The 16,522-nt window shown below is 65.3% G+C and carries 16 protein-coding genes; 11 read left to right on the top strand and 5 right to left on the bottom strand.

Translation table 11 applies throughout. The annotated features are described in order from the left end of the window. Positions 1-5 precede the first annotated feature (5 nt). The 5 genes from queA (at position 6) to secF (ending at position 5,631) form a co-directional block, all read left to right on the top strand. Complete coding sequence (gene queA, locus QPK29_RS22325) at positions 6-1,049, top strand: tRNA preQ1(34) S-adenosylmethionine ribosyltransferase-isomerase QueA (protein ID WP_371771367.1); 1,044 nt, start codon at positions 6-8, stop codon at positions 1,047-1,049. Between the two features lie 3 nt (positions 1,050-1,052). After that, positions 1,053-2,192: a tRNA guanosine(34) transglycosylase Tgt gene (tgt, locus tag QPK29_RS22320; RefSeq protein WP_371771366.1), complete on the top strand. Its 1,140-nt coding sequence runs from the start codon at positions 1,053-1,055 to the stop codon at positions 2,190-2,192. Positions 2,193-2,318: 126 nt separating this feature from the next. Next, the gene (gene yajC, locus QPK29_RS22315; protein WP_056123750.1) at positions 2,319-2,651 is read left to right on the top strand and encodes a preprotein translocase subunit YajC; all 333 of its coding nucleotides are present in this window, start codon (positions 2,319-2,321) and stop codon (positions 2,649-2,651) included. Between the two features lie 55 nt (positions 2,652-2,706). Continuing rightward, positions 2,707-4,596 (top strand): protein translocase subunit SecD, encoded by a 1,890-nt coding sequence (gene secD, locus QPK29_RS22310; protein ID WP_056123752.1) that lies wholly within the window; start codon positions 2,707-2,709, stop codon positions 4,594-4,596. Positions 4,597-4,608: 12 nt separating this feature from the next. Further along, the gene (gene secF / locus QPK29_RS22305) at positions 4,609-5,631 is read left to right on the top strand and encodes a protein translocase subunit SecF (protein WP_056123757.1); all 1,023 of its coding nucleotides are present in this window, start codon (positions 4,609-4,611) and stop codon (positions 5,629-5,631) included. A 178-nt stretch (positions 5,632-5,809) separates the two neighbouring features. On the opposite strand, the gene QPK29_RS22300 is transcribed toward secF, so the two are convergent. From QPK29_RS22300 to QPK29_RS22280, 5 genes are all read right to left on the bottom strand, one after another. Further along, complete coding sequence (locus QPK29_RS22300) at positions 5,810-6,775, bottom strand: MerR family transcriptional regulator (RefSeq protein WP_371771365.1); 966 nt, start codon at positions 6,773-6,775, stop codon at positions 5,810-5,812. A 348-nt stretch (positions 6,776-7,123) separates the two neighbouring features. Beyond that, on the bottom strand, positions 7,124-7,642 hold the full coding sequence (locus QPK29_RS22295) for a porin family protein (RefSeq protein WP_056123763.1): 519 nt from the start codon (positions 7,640-7,642) through the stop codon (positions 7,124-7,126). Positions 7,643-7,837: 195 nt separating this feature from the next. Further along, positions 7,838-8,674, bottom strand: coding sequence for an HDOD domain-containing protein (locus QPK29_RS22290; protein ID WP_371771364.1), 837 nt, complete (start codon positions 8,672-8,674; stop codon positions 7,838-7,840). Positions 8,675-8,703: 29 nt separating this feature from the next. Next, positions 8,704-8,985, bottom strand: coding sequence for a hypothetical protein (locus QPK29_RS22285; protein WP_056123771.1), 282 nt, complete (start codon positions 8,983-8,985; stop codon positions 8,704-8,706). Between the two features lies 1 nt (position 8,986). Then, complete coding sequence (locus tag QPK29_RS22280; protein ID WP_056123774.1) at positions 8,987-9,457, bottom strand: MarR family winged helix-turn-helix transcriptional regulator; 471 nt, start codon at positions 9,455-9,457, stop codon at positions 8,987-8,989. 98 nt (positions 9,458-9,555) lie between these two features. Here QPK29_RS22280 and QPK29_RS22275 point away from each other — a divergent pair, with 98 nt between their 5' ends. The 6 genes from QPK29_RS22275 to astD all read left to right on the top strand — a co-directional run bounded on the left by QPK29_RS22275 (position 9,556) and on the right by astD (position 16,522). Beyond that, positions 9,556-10,473: a DMT family transporter gene (locus QPK29_RS22275; protein WP_371771363.1), complete on the top strand. Its 918-nt coding sequence runs from the start codon at positions 9,556-9,558 to the stop codon at positions 10,471-10,473. An 18-nt stretch (positions 10,474-10,491) separates the two neighbouring features. Next, entirely contained in the window at positions 10,492-11,430 is a 939-nt protein-coding gene (locus QPK29_RS22270; RefSeq protein WP_371771362.1) for a GlxA family transcriptional regulator, read from the top strand. Between the two features lie 193 nt (positions 11,431-11,623). Beyond that, positions 11,624-12,865 carry an acetylornithine/succinyldiaminopimelate transaminase gene (locus QPK29_RS22265; protein WP_371771361.1) on the top strand — a complete coding sequence of 414 codons (1,242 nt, stop codon included), beginning with the start codon at positions 11,624-11,626 and terminating at the stop codon, positions 12,863-12,865. 82 nt (positions 12,866-12,947) lie between these two features. Further along, positions 12,948-13,988 carry an arginine N-succinyltransferase gene (locus tag QPK29_RS22260; protein ID WP_371771360.1) on the top strand — a complete coding sequence of 347 codons (1,041 nt, stop codon included), beginning with the start codon at positions 12,948-12,950 and terminating at the stop codon, positions 13,986-13,988. A gap of 25 nt (positions 13,989-14,013) precedes the next feature. Continuing rightward, on the top strand, positions 14,014-15,045 hold the full coding sequence (gene astA / locus QPK29_RS22255) for an arginine N-succinyltransferase (protein WP_036234611.1): 1,032 nt from the start codon (positions 14,014-14,016) through the stop codon (positions 15,043-15,045). Continuing rightward, complete coding sequence (astD, locus tag QPK29_RS22250; protein WP_371771359.1) at positions 15,038-16,522, top strand: succinylglutamate-semialdehyde dehydrogenase; 1,485 nt, start codon at positions 15,038-15,040, stop codon at positions 16,520-16,522. Before astA ends, astD begins: the two co-directional genes overlap by 8 nt.

The raw sequence follows: 16,522 nt of genomic DNA, 5'->3' as shown, positions 1-16,522 counted from the left end.
CCCAGATGAGCAAAACGTACTCCCTCTCCGACTTCGATTTCGACCTGCCCCCCGAGCGCATCGCCCAGGTGCCGCTGCCCGACCGCAGCGCGTCGCGCCTGCTGCATCTGGACGGCGACCGCATCACCGACCGACAATTCTCCGACATCGTCGACCAATTGCAGGCCGGCGACACGCTCGTGATGAACAACACCCGGGTGCTGAAGGCGCGCTTCTTCGGCCAGAAGGACACCGGCGGCCAGGTCGAAGTGCTCGTCGAGCGCGTACTCGACCCGCGCACGGTGCTTGCGCAGGTGCGCGCGTCGAAGTCGCCGAAGCCCGGCTCGCGCATCCGCCTCGCGGACGCGTTCGAGGTCGGCGTCGGCGAGCGTGCCGGCGAGTTCTTCACGCTGCACTTCGACGGCGACGTGTTCGAGCTGATCGAGGCCCACGGCCGCCTGCCGCTGCCGCCGTACATCGAGCACGATGCCGACGACTTCGACGAGCAGCGTTACCAGACCGTCTATTCGAAGGAACCGGGCGCCGTCGCCGCGCCGACCGCCGGCCTGCATTTCGACCAGGCGCTGCTCGACAAGGTCGCGGCGAAAGGCGTGCGCATCGCATACGTGACCTTGCATGTCGGCGCCGGCACGTTCCAGCCGGTGCGCGTGGAGAATCTCGCCGAGCACAAGATGCACAGCGAGTGGTACACGATCCCGCAAGAGACCGTCGACGCCGTGCGCGCCGCGCAGGCCGCGGGCCGCGATGTCGTCGCCGTCGGCACCACGTCGCTGCGCGCGCTGGAATCGGCGTCGCAGTCGGGCGCCCTCGCGGCCGGCAGCGGCGACACCAACCTGTTCATCACCCCGGGTTACCTGTTCAAGACGGTCACCCGGCTGATCACGAACTTCCACCTGCCCAAGTCGACGCTGATGATGCTCGTCTCGGCCTTTGCCGGCTACGACGAGATCCGCGCCGCGTACGCGCACGCGATCGCCAGCGAATACCGCTTCTTCAGCTATGGCGATGCGATGCTGCTTACGACGCATTCACGCGCCACCAGGAATTGAACCATGCTCGAATTTACCCTTCTTAAAAAAGACACGAGCGGCCTGTCGCACGCCCGCCGCGGCCGTTTAAAGCTGAACCACGGCACCATCGAGACGCCGATCTTCATGCCCGTCGGGACCTATGGCTCCGTCAAGGCGATGGCGCCGAACGAGCTGAAGGAAGTGGGCTCGCAGATCATCCTCGGCAACACCTTCCACCTGTGGCTGCGCCCGGGCACGGACGTCATGGACAAGTTCGGCGGCCTGCACGGCTTCATGGGCTGGGACAAGCCGATCCTCACGGACTCCGGCGGCTTCCAGGTGTTTTCGCTGGGCGCGATGCGCAAGATCACGGAAGAGGGCGTGAAGTTCGCGTCGCCCATCGACGGCTCGCGCCTGTTCCTGTCGCCGGAAATCTCGATGCAGATCCAGCGCTCGCTGAACTCGGATATCGTGATGCAGTTCGACGAGTGCACGCCGTACGAGATCGACGGCCGTCCGGCCACCGCCGAGGAAGCGGCCAAGTCGATGCGCATGTCGCTGCGCTGGGCCCAGCGTTCGATGAACGAATTTAACCAGGGCGAGAACCCGAACGCGCTGTTCGGCATCGTCCAGGGCGGCATGTACGAGCGCCTGCGCGACGAGTCCCTCGCCGGCCTGGAAGAGATTGATTTCCCGGGCCTGGCCATCGGCGGCCTGTCGGTGGGTGAGCCGAAGGAAGACATGATGCGCGTGCTGCAGCACATCGGCCCGCGCCTGCCGGAAAACAAGCCGCACTACCTGATGGGCGTGGGCACGCCGGAAGATCTCGTGGAAGGCGTGGCGAACGGCGTCGACATGTTCGACTGCGTGATGCCGACCCGGAACGCGCGCAACGGCTGGCTGTTCACCCGCTTCGGCGACCTCAAGATCAAGAACGCCCGCTACAAGGACGACCAGTCGCCGCTGGACGAGTCGTGCTCGTGCTACTGCTGCAAGAATTTCTCGCGCGCCTACCTGCATCACCTGCACCGCTCCAAGGAGATCCTGGGCGCGCGCCTGAACACCATCCACAACCTGCATTACTACCTGAACCTCATGCAGGAGATCCGCGACGCCATCGATGCGGATCGGTTCCACGCCTTCCGCCTGCAGTTCAACGCGGACCGCGCCCGCGGCGTGTAAACAATTAAATTTCCGATAATATCTTGCATTTCGGCATGCCAGTTCCCACATCGGGGAATTGGCTGTTGCCAGTTTGCCGGTGCTAGAATACAGCGCTTGTTTTTTCATCTCATAATCGGAGTCCTTGTGTTCATTTCCAACGCTTACGCGCAAACCGCCGGTGCAGCCGATCCGGGTCTGATGGGTAACCTCACCACGTTCGCCCCGCTGATCCTGATGTTCGTGGTCATGTACTTCCTCATGATCCGTCCGCAGCAGAAGCGCCAGAAAGAACTGAAAACCATGATGGATGCGCTGGCCAAGGGCGACGAAGTCATCACCGTCGGCGGCATGCTGGGCCGCGTGACCAAGGTCACCGACACGTACGTGACCGTCGAAGTGTCGGCCGGCACCGAAGTGGTCGTGCAAAAGAACGCCGTGACCGCGCTGCTGCCGAAGGGCACGCTGAAGTCCCTGTAATCCGGCCGCGCGGCCCGCGCCGCGCTTTCCGCCCGATCCTGAACGCTGGAACATCATGAATCGTTACCCCCTCTGGAAGTACATACTGATCCTCGCGACAGTACTCGTTGGCCTGCTGTACACGGCGCCCAACTATTTCGTCGACTCGCCGGCACTGCAGGTGACGACCTCCAAGGCGACCGTCAAGGTCAACAGCGACACGGCCACCCGGGTTGCCGAAGCGCTCAAGCGCGACGGTATTCCTGCCGACGCCGTGGGTCTGGAAGGTTCGGGCGACAGCGCTTCCGTGCGCGCGCGCTTCGCGACCCCCGATATCCAGTTCAAGGCCAAGGCGGCGCTGGAGCGCGACCTGAACCGTGACCCGGCCGACCCCGACTACATCGTCACCGTCAACCTGGTCAAGAACACGCCGGCCTGGATGCAGGCCATCAACGCCAAGCCGCTGAACCTGGGCCTCGACCTGCGCGGCGGCGTGCACTTCCTGCTGCAGGTGGATGCGAAGGCCGTGGAGGAAACCCGCATCAAGGGCGTCCTGTCCAGCGTCCGCAGCGAGCTGCGCGACAAGAACATCCGCCACGCCGGCATCGACCGCGTCGGCAACAATGTCGAGATCAAGTTCCGCGACGAAGCCACCCGTACGCAGGCGCGCAACGTGCTGGCCGCGCAGAACGCCGACCTGGCGTTCTCCGACGCCGCTGACGGCTCCGACCTGAAGCTGGTCGTCACCTTGAAGCCGGCCGCGCTGCAACGCGTGGTGGAAGAGGGCGTCAAGCAGAACATCAGCGCGCTGAGCAAGCGTATCAACGAACTGGGCGTGAGCGAGCCCGTGATCCAGCAACAGGGCCGCGACCGCATCGTCGTCCAGCTGCCGGGCGTGCAGGACGTCGCCCACGCGAAGGACATCATCGGCCGTACCGCCACGCTGGAATTCCGCGTGACCGACGATACCGTCACCCCGGGCACCGAGCTGTCCGCCGCGATCCCGCTGAATTCGGAACTGTTCACCGAAGGCGCCGGCGCGCCGGTCGTCGTGTCGAAGGACGTCCTCGTGAGCGGCGATTCGGTCATCAACGCCGTCGCCGGCTTCGACCAGAACCAGCGTCCGGCCGTGAACATCGAGCTGAACGCCGACGGCGGCCGCAAGATGCGCGCGATGACCCGCGAGCGCGTCGGCAAGCGCATGGCCACCTTGCTGAAGGAAAAAGGCAAGTACAACGTGCTGCAGGTCGCGACCATCCAGAGCGAATTCGGTTCGAACTTCCAGACCACCGGCATGGCCAGCCCGCAGGCCGCCGCCGAGCTGGCGCTGCTGCTGCGCTCCGGCGCGCTGTCGGCCCCGATGGAATTCGTCGAGGAACGCGTCGTCGGTCCGCAACTGGGCGCCGAGAACATCGCGAAGGGCCTGCACTCCACGCTGTGGGGCTTCGTGGCGATCGCGATCTTCATGGTGATCTACTACCAGCTGTTCGGCTTCTTCAGCGTCGTGGCGCTGGCGTGCAACCTGCTGTTCCTGCTCGCGCTGCTGTCGATGCTGGGCGCGACGCTGACCCTGCCGGGTATCGCGGCAATCGCGCTGGCACTGGGTATGGCGATCGACGCCAACGTGCTGATCAACGAGCGCATCCGCGAAGAACTGCGTGCGGGTAACACACCGCAGGCGGCCATCTCGGCCGGCTTCAGCCATGCGTGGGCGACCATTCTCGACTCGAACGTGACGACCCTGATCGTCGGCCTGGCGCTGCTGGTGTTCGGTTCGGGCGCCGTGCGCGGCTTCGCCGTCGTGCACTGCCTGGGCATCCTGACGTCGATGTTCTCGGCCGTGTTCCTGTCGCGCGGCGTCGTGAACCTGTGGTACGGCCGCAAGAAGAAGCTCGGCAAGATCGCCATCGGCACCGTGTGGAACGCGGATGCCGCCGCGGCCAAGGCGGCCGTCAAGAAAGGATAATCGGGGTAGACCATGGAATTTTTCAAGATTAAACGGGACATCCCGTTCATGCGCCACGCGTTGATCTTCAACGTGATCTCGGCGCTGACCTTCGTCGCCGCGGTGTTCTTCCTGGTGACCAAGCACCTGCACTTCTCGGTCGAGTTCACGGGCGGTACCGTGATGGAACTGCGCTACCCGCACGCGGCCGAGCAGGAAAAGATCCGCCACACGCTGGAAAAACTGGGTTACGAACAGCCGGAAGTGACGAGCTTCGGTACCGCGCAGGACATCATGCTGCGCCTGCCGATCCGCAAGGACGTCGCCGGTTCGGGCACGTCGGCCACCGTGTTCAACGCGCTGTGCGCCGCCGAATCCGGCACGCCGAAGCAGGTGCAAATCACCACCGACAAGGGCGAGAACGTCGCCCGCACCAGCTGCGTCAACGCGGCCGGCGCGGAAGTCTTGAGCCAGCAGCGCGTGGAATTCGTCGGCCCGCAGGTCGGCGACGAACTGGCGCAGAACGGCCTGAACGCCCTGATCATGGTCGTCGTCGGCGTGATGATCTACCTGGCCGTGCGCTTCGAATGGAAATTCGCCGTCGCGGCGATCGTCGCCAACCTGCACGACGTCGTCATCATCCTGGGCTTCTTCGCCTTCTTCCAGTGGGAATTCTCGCTGACCGTGCTGGCCGCCGTGCTGGCCGTGCTGGGCTACTCCGTGAACGAATCGGTCGTGATCTTCGACCGGATCCGCGAGACCTTCCGCAAGGAGCGCAAGCTGTCCGTGACCCAGGTCATCGACCACGCGATCACGAGCACGATCTCGCGTACGATCATCACCCACGGCTGTACCGAGATGATGGTCCTGTCGATGCTGTTCTTCGGCGGCCAGACGCTGCACTACTTCGCGATCGCGCTGACCATCGGTATCCTGTTCGGTATCTACTCGTCCGTGTTCGTCGCGGCCGCCATTGCCATGTGGTTGGGCGTCAAGCGCGAAGACCTGATCAAGCCGATCAAGGCCAAGGACGAAACCGACGGCGCCGTCGTGTAAGTTCGCTGGTCTCCATGACAGCAAAAGCCGCCCGGCCTGGCCGTGGCGGCTTTTGTTTTTACTATGTGTGAAACAGCGCACAGAGCGCTGACACAAGGCGGCCGTAAGATGGACTCGTCTCTTTCAGGACATCCCTAGTTTTGGACTTCACCCGCTCCCGCAAGGAGCGGGTTTTTTTTTAGGCCGGCGGCAGCGGGATCCCTTCCGCGCGCGCCAGCCGCTCCAGCGCCGCCTCGAGGATCATGCGGGCCTGGCCGGCGGACTGGTGCAGATCCAGGTGGACTTGCGCATCCGCGCTGTTGCGCGACGCGCACTGGGCGCTGTAGCGCTCGAAGCTGCCCACCATCAGCAGCAGTTCCGCCATGTGGCGCGGGCATTCGCAGGCCAGCGTGCTGCTCGCGCCCGTGATGCCGGCCAGCGTCTCTTCGTCGAAGCGCGGCCCCGCGGACGGGCTGTGCGCGGCGCGGGGCGGCAGATGCTGTCCTTCCAGCGCCTGCTGGCACAACGGCACCAGTTCACCCATCTCGGATGGCACGCGCGCCACGAGCCAGCCCTGCGCCCGCAGCGCGCGGATGGCCGCGCTCGGGCTGAAGCGGTACAGCACGACGACGGCCGCCGCGTGCAGGGCGCTGCTCGCCGCTTCGATCATCGGGATCGCCTGTTCGTCGAGTTCGGACAATTCCACCAGCAGCACCTCGGTGCGCAGGTCCGGCCCGAGGCAGTCGGCGGGTTCGAAACGCGAGCAACTGGCCTGCACGTTCAGCAGCAGGGTGTCGTGCGGGCTCGCGGCGATCCGGCGCGCGAGGCCCAGGCCGATGACGACGATGTCGATGGGCCGCACAAGCACGCCGTCGCGCGGCGCGCCGCCGCCGCCCAGCCTGCGCAATTCGTCCGTGGACAAATGGGCCAGCTGGCCGATGGGATGGCCGCGGTCGACCAGTTGTTTCAGCAGACCCAGGCGTTGCACCTGGTCCGCCGTGTACAGGCGTTGGCCGCTGGCCGAGCGGCGCGTGCCCGACAGGTCGTAGCGCCGTTCCCACACGCGCAGGGTTTCCACCGACAGGCCCGCCAGGCGGGCCGCTACGCCGCTGCGGTAGGTCAAGTCACTGGCATTGTCCTGGGGTTGTTCGTCTATTGCATCCATGATGAACCGAAGCTGAACCGGAAAGCTGCGATTATATCGGTTCAAGGATTGGACGTTACCGGAATTACATTTACATTGTCAGTGTGGAGCTGCCAAGCTGGTTGAGCCGTCCTTTGCGCTTGGGCACGAATTAGTCAAAATATTTAACAAATGTGAGTTCACGCACAGAGTGCACGCGCCGTGGGAACTAAGATGGACTCGTCTCTTTCAGGACATCCCTAGTTTTGGACTTTGCCCACTCCCCGGAGTGGGCATTTTTTTATCCGGATGCCATAAAAAAACGTCGTCCATGCTTGCGCAGGGACGACGCCGGTGCAGCAGACCCGTTGCCGGGTCCGGGGAGGGGAATCAGAAGCCGTATTTCAGGCCGACGGTGTAGACATCGGCCTTGGCGCCGAATGCCTTGTCCTTGCCGTAGCGTTCGTATTCGGCGTTCAGGGCCAGATTCTGGTTCAGCTTGTACTCGACGCCGACGCCGCCGTACAGGCCGGTGTCGTAGCTGTTGACCTGACCCAGCGTGCTGCTGCTGTACTTGCGCTCGTTGTACGACACGCCCAGCTTGCCGTAGCCGGTGAAGCGCTCGCCCAGCGGCATGCTGTACTTGCCGGCGACATAGGTGCCGGAACCTTTCACGTTGCCGAGGGACGTGTCCTGCTTGTCGAAGTTCGTGTAGCCGGCTTCGACGCCCCAGTTCTGGTCGAATTCATAGCCGCCGTAGATCTTGGCGTTCGTGTGGTAGTCGTCGGTCGACTTGTTGTCCGCGGTGGCGGCACCGATGCCGACGTAGGCGTGCGGCGTGGTGGTCTGGGCTTGTGCGACGCCGGCGACGGCGGAGGTGGCGATCAGTGCGAGCAGCAGTTTCTTCATGGTTCACTCCTTGGTGTTCTCGGGCTCGCGATTCGTCGTGAATCGCAATATGGCCAAGATAGCACCATGTTTCCCTAAGAGAAGTTCTCAAACGGTAAGGAATGTAACAAGATGAAAGTAAGTGACTCGAAAGTCACATATGTACGAACGACACCGGCCGCATGCAGCGGCCGGTGTCGAGGTGAGGATCGGGAATCAGGCCAGCGCGGCCGTCAGGCTGTGCACTTCATCCTCCGATTCCTGGAGGATGGTTTTCAGCGTGCCTTCGCCGACGGCGAAGTCGATGGTGGCGCCCACCTGGATGCCGGACAAGCCAATATCGCGTTCCAGTAGCGGCGATGCGACGGGAGACAGGTCGTTCGCCAGCAGCAGCGTGTCGCCCAGCGTTTCCGGCGGCAGCGCGCGCATGCCGTTCCACAGCGCCTCGATGGCGCCCATCACGGGGGCGGGCACGCCCAGCTTGAGCAGGACGCCGCGACCGATGGCCGTCTCGCCATGCTCGATCCATTCGTCGGCGCCGCCGTCCAGCAGGCCCGGAAACTCGGCCGCGCGCGACAGCAGGTAAAAGCCGCCGACCTCGTGCACGATGCCGGCGAACATCGCCGTTTCCGGATCGACGAACGACACACGCCGCGCGATGACCTGCGACAGCGCGGCCACGTGGGTCGAGTGCAGCCACAGTTGATCGGCCTTGGCGCGCAACTCGGGGTCGTGGATTTCGCTCGCCAACTGGCGCACGATGACGGCGGCGGCGAGCGCGCCCAGCGTGCGGAAGCCGACGCGCTGCACGGCCGCCTTGACGTTGGTGACGTCGTTGCCGAAGCGGTTATAGGCGGCCGAGTTGGCGATGGCGACGGTGCGGGCGGCCAGCAACGGCTCCGTTTGCACGAGACGCGCCGCTTCGTCGATGTGGCATTCCGGGTCGGTCAGCGTGCGCTGCAGCTTGAGCGTCGCGTCGACGTGGGTAGGGAAGTGGAGGTCGCCGCGCCCGGCCTGCGCGGCAATGCTCTTGAGGGCGTCGATTCTGTCCATGGGAAAAAATTATACCCCCAGGAACTTCGTCAAGGCTCGCTGAAAATGGCGTCGCAGCCGTCTTTCGGTTCCTCGGTGTCCTGCAGCTCGTCGACGAGGCCGAGGTCGAACAATTCCTCGACCGCGTTCATGAAGCTGTTCAGGGTAGCGGCGCCGATCAGGCGGTAGATCTCGCCGTCATCGTTGCGCACGCCGATCACCATCGGTTCCTCGCGCACTTCGGCGGGCGATGCCACGTCCAGCAGCAGGTTGCCGATGATGTGCTTGTCGAAATGAGGCGGCTTTTTGCCTTCCAGTAGTGCTGTATTCATATCATCCTTCGTCGGCGGGAACATGCCCGCCCGGTGTGACCAGGCCCGGCGCATCGAGCCGGGTGCGCAGCCGGCGCAGCGCGTGGTCAAGTTGTTCGAAATCGCCGTCGCCATAATCGGCGAACAGCTGCTTGCCGTGTGCGACCACGGCCGGAAACACGTTGCGGAACAGGGACTCCCCGTCCGCCGTCAGGCGCACGAGGAACGAGCGCTTGTCGTCGCAATTGCGCGCGCGTTCCACGAGTCCCTTCTGTTCGAGGCGGTCGATGACGCCGGTCAGCGTCCCCTTCGTGATCAGGGTCCGCTCGCCCAGTTCCTTGTAGGTCATGCCGGGCGTGTTGCCGAGGGTGGCGATGATGTCGAATTGCGGATGCGTCAGCCCATGCCGGCGCACCGGTTCGGCGACGAAACGCTCGAACCCTTGCAGGCACTCGGCCAGCAGGCGCACACTCTTCAGATATCGTTCACCCATGAAACGATTATAGCCGCCAGCGCGGGCCGGCCCCAGTCTTCGTCGTTGCGGCCGGGTCCGGTACCATAGCAATCTTGCCAGAATTTATGTCACGTTTCATGACCCAGCATCTGCGCGGCATCCTCGCCCTCGTCGTCGTCGTCCTCGTGTGGGGGACGACATTTCCTGCGATGAAGGAACTGACGGCCTATTTTTCTCCCGTCTGGATTATTTTGACCCGTTTCGCCATCGCGACGGCGCTCTTGTCGCCGTTCCTGTGGCGCGCACGCCGCACGGACCTGATGCTGGGCGGCATACTCGGCTTGCTGCTGTTCTTTTGCTACCTGTTCCAGGTGGAAGGTCTCGCGCTGACGACCTCGAACCGCAACGCCTTCATCTGCGGCCTGAACGTGCTCGTCGTGCCGTTGCTGGGCCTGCTCGGCGGACGCCTGCCGGAGCGCCGCATCGTCATCGCGCTGCTGCTCGCGATCGCGGGGCTCGCGGCACTGTGCTGGGACGGCGGGGGCGGCTGGGGCCGCGGCGACACGCTCGCGCTGCTGGCCGCGCTCACGTTCGGCGCCTACATCAAGGTCATGGAGGTGTATACGCGGCGCGCCGTCCGTCTGATGACGGTGACGGCCGCGCAGATCGGCACCGTCGCCTTGTGCGCGGCGCTGTGGCTGTTCGCGCGCGAGGTACCGCGGGGCAGCATCGACGTCGCGTCCGATGCCGCCAACTACTGGGCCTACATCGGCCACGGGCTGCTTCACTATGCGCCGAACTTCGCCTACCTGGGCGTGCTGTGCACGGCCGCCATCATCTCGATGCAGGCCTGGGGCCAGGCGCGCACGAGTGCCAACGAGGCGGCCGTCATCTATGCGTTCGAGCCCGGCGGCGCCGCGTTTTTCGCGTATTTCTGGCTGGGCGAGGCGATGGGCGCCCGGGGCTGGCTCGGCGCGGCTTTGTTGATCTCCGGTATGATAGTCAGTCAATGGAATGCCGAAAGCCGGCCGGCCGCCGCGCTCGCCCCCGAGTGATGATCCCTGTTCGTCCCAATGCAGCAGCTTGAATTATCCCGCCTCGCGCAGGAGGCGCCGCTGCGCGTGCTGCTCGTGCATGCGGGCGAGCCGGATTCGCTGACGTGGTCCGGCCTCGTGCAGCCGCTGCGCCTCGCGGCCAAGGTGCTGGGGCCGGAACGCCTGCATGTGGACGTACGCACCCCCGACAAATTCGCCGCCGACCAGCGCCATTGGCACCTCGTGCTCCTCGTCGCCGACGAGGCCGAGGCCGGCTTGCGCCCCGCCAACCTGCGCATGGTGATCTCCCGCTGCCGTGCGGCGCCGTGCTGGGGCGGCGTCGGCGCGGGGGTGCTGTGGCTGGCGGAGGCGGGCGCGCTGAACGGTGCGCGCGCCGCGTTGCCGTGGTCGCTGTATCCCGACGTCGACATGCGCGCCGACCAGGCCCTGCTGAGCCCGCACCTGTACGAGATCGACGGCGCGCGCCTGACGTCCTGCGGCGGTGCGGCCAGCATCGACTTCGCGCTGACCCTCGTCGACCTGCTGTTCGGCGCGACGGTCCAGGCGCAGGTGAAGGAAATCCTGTGCGTGGACCGCGTGCGCGGCCCGGACGAGCGCCAGCGCGTCGCACTGCAGGCGCGCTTCGGCGTGCTGCAGCCCAAGCTGACGGAAGCCGTCACCCTGATGGAAGCGAACATCGAGGAACCGCTGTCGACCGACGACATCGCCCAGCTGGCGGGCGTGTCCCGCCGCCAGCTGGAGCGGCTATTCAAGCAATACCTGGGCAGCCTGCCGTCGCGCTACTACCTCGAACTGCGCCTGCAACGGGCGCGCCAACTGCTGCGCGACACCAACTACTCCATCGTGCAGGTGGGACTGATGTGCGGGTTCTCGTCCGGTTCCCATTTTTCGACTGCGTTCGGGGCGCTGTTCGGCAATACGCCGCGTGAAGAACGCCAGCGCAAGCTCAGCCAGTAAACACCGGGGTCAGAGCCCGATTTTGGGCAATTTCCAAAAATCGGGCTCTGACCCCGGTTTTTTGTTGCTCGTCCAAAAATGAAAATGCCTGTCGCAGTTTGGAAAGAACGGCAAGGATTGGCTTCTCTATAATGAGTCGCTCGGCGCGGCTGCTGGAGTCCGCGCAATCTTTTATTTGGATGAGGAAAACGTCATGAATGCTAAGCTCGACTCGGGTGTCGCCACGCGGCCTGTCACACGCCAGACTTTCGACGAGGTGCTCGTCCCGACCTACGCACCCGCCGCGATGGTGCCCGTGCGCGCGTCGGGCCTGGACGTCTGGGACCAGGACGGCAAGCATTACCTCGACTTCACCTCCGGCATCGCCGTCAGCAGCCTGGGTCATTGCAACCCGGTCGTCGTCGAGGCGCTGACCCGCCAGGCCAATACGCTCTGGCACGTCGGCAACGGCTACACGAACGAGCCGGTCCTGCGCCTGGCGTCGGCCCTGATCGAGGCCACGTTCGCCGACCGCTGCTTCTTCGCCAACTCGGGCGCGGAAGCCAACGAAGCCGCCCTGAAGCTGGCGCGCAAGTACGCGCACGGCAAGTTTGGCCCGCACAAGTCGCGCATCGTGTCGTGCTATTCCTCGTTCCACGGCCGCACGCTGTTCACCGTGTCGGTCGGCGGCCAGTCGAAGTACACCGAAGGCTTCGAGCCGCTGCCCCCGGAAATCAACCACATCAACTACAACGACATCGAGTCGGCACGCGCCGCCATCGGCGATGACGTCGCGGCCGTGATCGTCGAGCCGATCCAGGGCGAAGGTGGCGTGATCCCGGGCGACATCGAATTCCTCAAGACGCTGCGCGAGCTGTGCGACAAGACCGGCGCCCTGCTGATCTTCGACGAAGTGCAGTCGGGCGTGGGTCGTACCGGTACCTTCTACGACTACATGAACGTGGGCGTGACCCCGGACGTGCTGACGTCGGCCAAGGCCCTGGGCAACGGCTACCCGATCGGCGCCATGCTGACCACCAACGAGATCGCCCAGTACCTGGCCGTCGGCAGCCACGGCACCACGTACGGCGGCAACCCGCTGGCGACGTCGGTGGCGCTGGCCGTGATCGAGCAGATCAACCAGCCGGCCTTCCTGGCGCGCGTGCGCGAGGCGAGCGGCAAGATCGTCGCGAACCTGGAGAAGCTGGCCGCCGACTACCCGCAGCTGTTCACCAGGCCGCGCGGCAAGGGCCTGCTGCTCGGCCTGCCGATGGCCGACGGCTACAAGGGCAAGTCGAAGGACTACACGAAGGTCGCGGAAAAGCTCGGCCTGATGCTGCTGATCGCCGGCCCGGACGTCGTCCGCCTGGCACCGGCGCTGGTCGTCTCCGACGAGCAGATCGCGGAAGCCGACCGCATCATGCGCCAGGCCGCCGACGCGTTCCTCGCCGGCTGATACTGCCAGCACCACCCGGCCGGAAGGGGGGCCCCCCAGTCCGGCCGGCTCCGTGAGTTCGATGCCTTTGTCGGGAGAATCCATGTACGTAGTTCGTCCGGTAGAACCAGCGGATGTCGGCGCCCTCGAGACGCTGCTTGCCGCGTCCACGCCGGGAGTGCACACCCTGCCGCGCACGCGCGAGAAAATCGCCGCGTTCGTGGAGCGTTCGGTGGCGTCGTTCGCCGCCCACGTCGACATCCCCAGCGAAGAGTCCTACCTGTTCGTGCTCGAAGACGTCGACAGCCGCGCGCTGGTCGGCACTGCCGCGATCCACGCGTCGGCCGGTTCGAACGGCACTTATTTCGCGTTCCGCAACGATGTGATCCAGCAGGTCTCGCGCGACCTGAACATCAGCCACAGCGTGCATGCGCTGACGCTGTGCTCGGAGCTGACGGCGTATTCGCAGCTGTCCGGCTTCTACATTCGCAATCAGGATACTGCCGGCCGCGAGTCCGCGTTGCTGTCGCGCGCCCGTCTGCTGTACGCCGTGCTGGCGCCGCACCGCTTCGGCGACCGTTTCTTCGTGCCGCTGGCCGGCGTCACCGACGAGGGTGGCCAGTCGCCGTTCTGGGATGCGCTGGGCCGCAAGTTCTTCAAGATGGATTTCCTCGATGCGGAGCGCACGATCGGCGGCGCCCGTAACCGCACGCTGATCGTCGAGCTGATGCCGCACTACCCCGTGTACGTGCCGCTGCTGCCCGGCCCCGCGCAGGCCGTGATGGGCCAGATCCACCCAAGCGGCGAACTCGCGTTCGACCTGCTGACGGCAGAGGGCTTCGAGGCCGACGAATACATCGACATCTTCGACGGCGGTCCGATCCTGCAGGCGCACAAGCACGCGCTGCGGTCGTTCTCCGGCTCGATGGTGAAGAAGGTCGCGAACGCCGAACTGCAGCCGCCCACGCGCGGCGGCAAGGCCGCGATGGTGAATTACGCGGTGGCCAGCAGCGAACGCAAGTTCCGCGCGATCGTGCTGCCGTGCGACCCGGCCGAGAGTTCCGACGCCATCTGCCTGCCGCCCGCGGCACGCGAGGCGTTAGGCGTCGCGACCGGCGACAGCGTCATCTGCGTACGCATCTGACGCTTTGGAAAACCATGAGGAACCCATGCTCGTAATCCGCGCAATCACCCTGAACGACATCGATCCGCTGATCGAGATGGCACGCCAGGTCGGCAGCGGCATGACCACGCTGAAGCCGGACCGCGCCATGCTGGGCGAGCGCGTCGAGACCGCGGTGGCATCGTTCGCGCAGACGATCCCGCCCGAGGAACGCGACTACATGTTCGTGATGGAAGACACGTCCAACGGCCGCCTGGCCGGCGTGTGCGCCATCAAGGCCGCCGTCGGCCTCACGGAGCCGTTTTATAACTACCGCATCGGCACGCTGGTGCACTCCAGCCGCGAACTGGGCGTGTTCACGCGCATGGACACGCTGTACCTGTCGAACGACCTGACCGGCTCCACGGAACTGTGTTCGCTGTTCCTGATGCCGGAGTACCGCACGGGCTACAACGGCAAGTGGCTGTCGAAGAGCCGCTTCCTGTTCATGGCGCAGTTCCAGCACCTGTTCACGGAAAAGATCATCGCGGAGATGCGCGGCTACCAGGCGGAGGACGGCACGTCGCCGTTCTACGAGGGACTCGGCCGCCACTTCTTCAAGATGGATTTCAACCACGTCGACGGCCTGACGGCGCTCGGCAAGAAGTCGTTCATCGCGGAGCTCATGCCGCGCCAGCCGCTGTACGTCGCGTACCTGCCGGAAGACGCGCAGGCCGTGATCGGCCAGGTGCACCGCTCCACGCTCCCTGCGCGCAAACTGCTGGAGCAGGAAGGCATGCACTACGAGGGCTACGTCGACATCTTCGACGCGGGGCCCGTGCTGCAGGGCCGCGTGGCCGAGCTGCGCGCCGTGCGCGACAGCGTGCTGACCACGGCCGAGGAAGGCCAACCGGAAGGTGAGTGCGAAGTCACGCTCGTCTCCAACACGAAGCTCGACGATTTTCGCATGGTCCTTACCCAGGCCTGCGACGGCGGCCGCAAGGTCGCGCTATCCGTGCGCGAACTCCAGTTGCTGCATTGCCAGCCGGGTGACCCTATTCGCTCGCTGGCCCTCAACGTAAGGAAAAACAATGGCTAAAGAATTGAGCTCTAACTGCGCTAACTTCATCGGCGGTGAATGGCTGGCCGGCAGCGGTCCGCAACTCGAGACCATCGACCCGTCCACCGGCCGCCAGACCTGGACCAGCAACGAATCCACGGCAGAAGATGTGGACCGCGCCGTAAAAGCCGCGCGCGCCGCGTTCGAAGACTGGGCGCTCACGCCGCTCGAACAACGCATCGCCATCTGCCAGCGCTTCCGCGACCTGCTCAAGGAGCACAACGAGGAACTCGCCGCGATCATCGCCGAGGAAGTGGGCAAGCCGCTGTGGGAAGCCCGCACGGAAGTGACGACGATGGCCAACAAGGTCGACATCTCGGTGCAGTCGCATGCCGCGCGCACGGGCGAAACCGCCGCCAAGGTCGCCGACGGCAACGCCGTGCTGCGCCACCGTCCGCACGGTGTGTTCGGCGTGTTCGGACCCTACAACTTCCCCGGCCACCTGCCGAATGGCCACATCGTACCGGCGCTGATCGCGGGGAACACGCTCGTGTTCAAGCCGAGCGAATACGCGCCGCGCACCGCCGTGCGTACCGTGCAGCTGTGGGAACAGGCCGGCCTGCCGCAGGGCGTGCTGAACCTCGTGAACGGCGGCCGCGCGACCGGCGTCGCGCTGTCGCAGCACCCGGACGTGGACGGCATCCTGTTCACCGGCAGCAGCCAGACGGGTGTCGCGCTGCATAAGCAGTTCGGCGGCCAGCCGGGCAAGATGCTGGCGCTGGAAATGGGCGGCAACAACCCGCTCGTCGTGTGGGACGTGCAGAACGTCGACGCGGCCGTTCACCATGCGGTGATGTCCGCGTTCATCTCCGCCGGCCAGCGCTGCACGTGCGCGCGCCGCCTGATCGTGCAGGACGGCCCGCAGGGACAAGCCATCGTCGACCGCCTCGTGGAAGTGGCGGGCAAGCTCGCGGTCGGTCCGTCGAACGCGGAGCCGCAGCCGTTCATGGGCCCCGTCGTCTCGGCCGCCGTCGCGAAACGCCTCGTGCAGGCGCAGGACATGATGGAAGCGCAGGGTGGCAAGGTCCTGCTGCGCATGCGCCAGCTCGACCCGAACGCGGGCTTCGTCACCGCCGGTATCGTCGACGTGACGGATGCGCAGGGCATCCCGGACGAAGAGTGGTTCGGACCGCTGCTGCAGATCGTGCGCGTGGCCGATTTCGACCGCGCCATCGCGGCCGCCAACGCGACGGAGTACGGCCTCGCCGCGGCACTCCTCTCGCCATCGGAAGACTTGTGGAAGCGCTTCGCGGTCAAGGCTAGAGCCGGCGTCGTCAACTGGAACCGTCCGACGACGGGCGCCGCCAGCTCCGCGCCGTTCGGCGGCGTGGGCAAGTCCGGCAACCACCGTCCGAGCGCCTATTATGCGGCCGACTACTGCGCGTACCCGGTCGCCTCCATCGAAACATCCGAACTGGACATGCCGGCCAAGCTGTCGCCCGGTCTCACCTTCTGA

This window comes from Massilia orientalis (assembly GCF_030411975.2).
GTDB lineage: Bacteria > Pseudomonadota > Gammaproteobacteria > Burkholderiales > Burkholderiaceae_D > Telluria > Telluria orientalis.
Note: the sequence above shows the minus strand (reverse complement) of the source record. Positions and strands in the feature narration are given on the sequence as shown.

Coding starts and splice junctions, on each gene's coding strand:
- queA (WP_371771367.1), top strand. CDS start 6: ATGAGCAAAACGTACTCCCTCTCCGACTTCGATTTCGACCTGCCCCCC.
- tgt (WP_371771366.1), top strand. CDS start 1,053: ATGCTCGAATTTACCCTTCTTAAAAAAGACACGAGCGGCCTGTCGCAC.
- secD (WP_056123752.1), top strand. CDS start 2,707: ATGAATCGTTACCCCCTCTGGAAGTACATACTGATCCTCGCGACAGTA.
- secF (WP_056123757.1), top strand. CDS start 4,609: ATGGAATTTTTCAAGATTAAACGGGACATCCCGTTCATGCGCCACGCG.
- QPK29_RS22300 (WP_371771365.1), bottom strand. CDS start 6,775: ATGGATGCAATAGACGAACAACCCCAGGACAATGCCAGTGACTTGACC.
- QPK29_RS22295 (WP_056123763.1), bottom strand. CDS start 7,642: ATGAAGAAACTGCTGCTCGCACTGATCGCCACCTCCGCCGTCGCCGGC.
- QPK29_RS22290 (WP_371771364.1), bottom strand. CDS start 8,674: ATGGACAGAATCGACGCCCTCAAGAGCATTGCCGCGCAGGCCGGGCGC.
- QPK29_RS22285 (WP_056123771.1), bottom strand. CDS start 8,985: ATGAATACAGCACTACTGGAAGGCAAAAAGCCGCCTCATTTCGACAAG.
- QPK29_RS22280 (WP_056123774.1), bottom strand. CDS start 9,457: ATGGGTGAACGATATCTGAAGAGTGTGCGCCTGCTGGCCGAGTGCCTG.
- QPK29_RS22275 (WP_371771363.1), top strand. CDS start 9,556: ATGACCCAGCATCTGCGCGGCATCCTCGCCCTCGTCGTCGTCGTCCTC.
- QPK29_RS22270 (WP_371771362.1), top strand. CDS start 10,492: ATGCAGCAGCTTGAATTATCCCGCCTCGCGCAGGAGGCGCCGCTGCGC.
- QPK29_RS22265 (WP_371771361.1), top strand. CDS start 11,624: ATGAATGCTAAGCTCGACTCGGGTGTCGCCACGCGGCCTGTCACACGC.
- QPK29_RS22260 (WP_371771360.1), top strand. CDS start 12,948: ATGTACGTAGTTCGTCCGGTAGAACCAGCGGATGTCGGCGCCCTCGAG.
- astA (WP_036234611.1), top strand. CDS start 14,014: ATGCTCGTAATCCGCGCAATCACCCTGAACGACATCGATCCGCTGATC.
- astD (WP_371771359.1), top strand. CDS start 15,038: ATGGCTAAAGAATTGAGCTCTAACTGCGCTAACTTCATCGGCGGTGAA.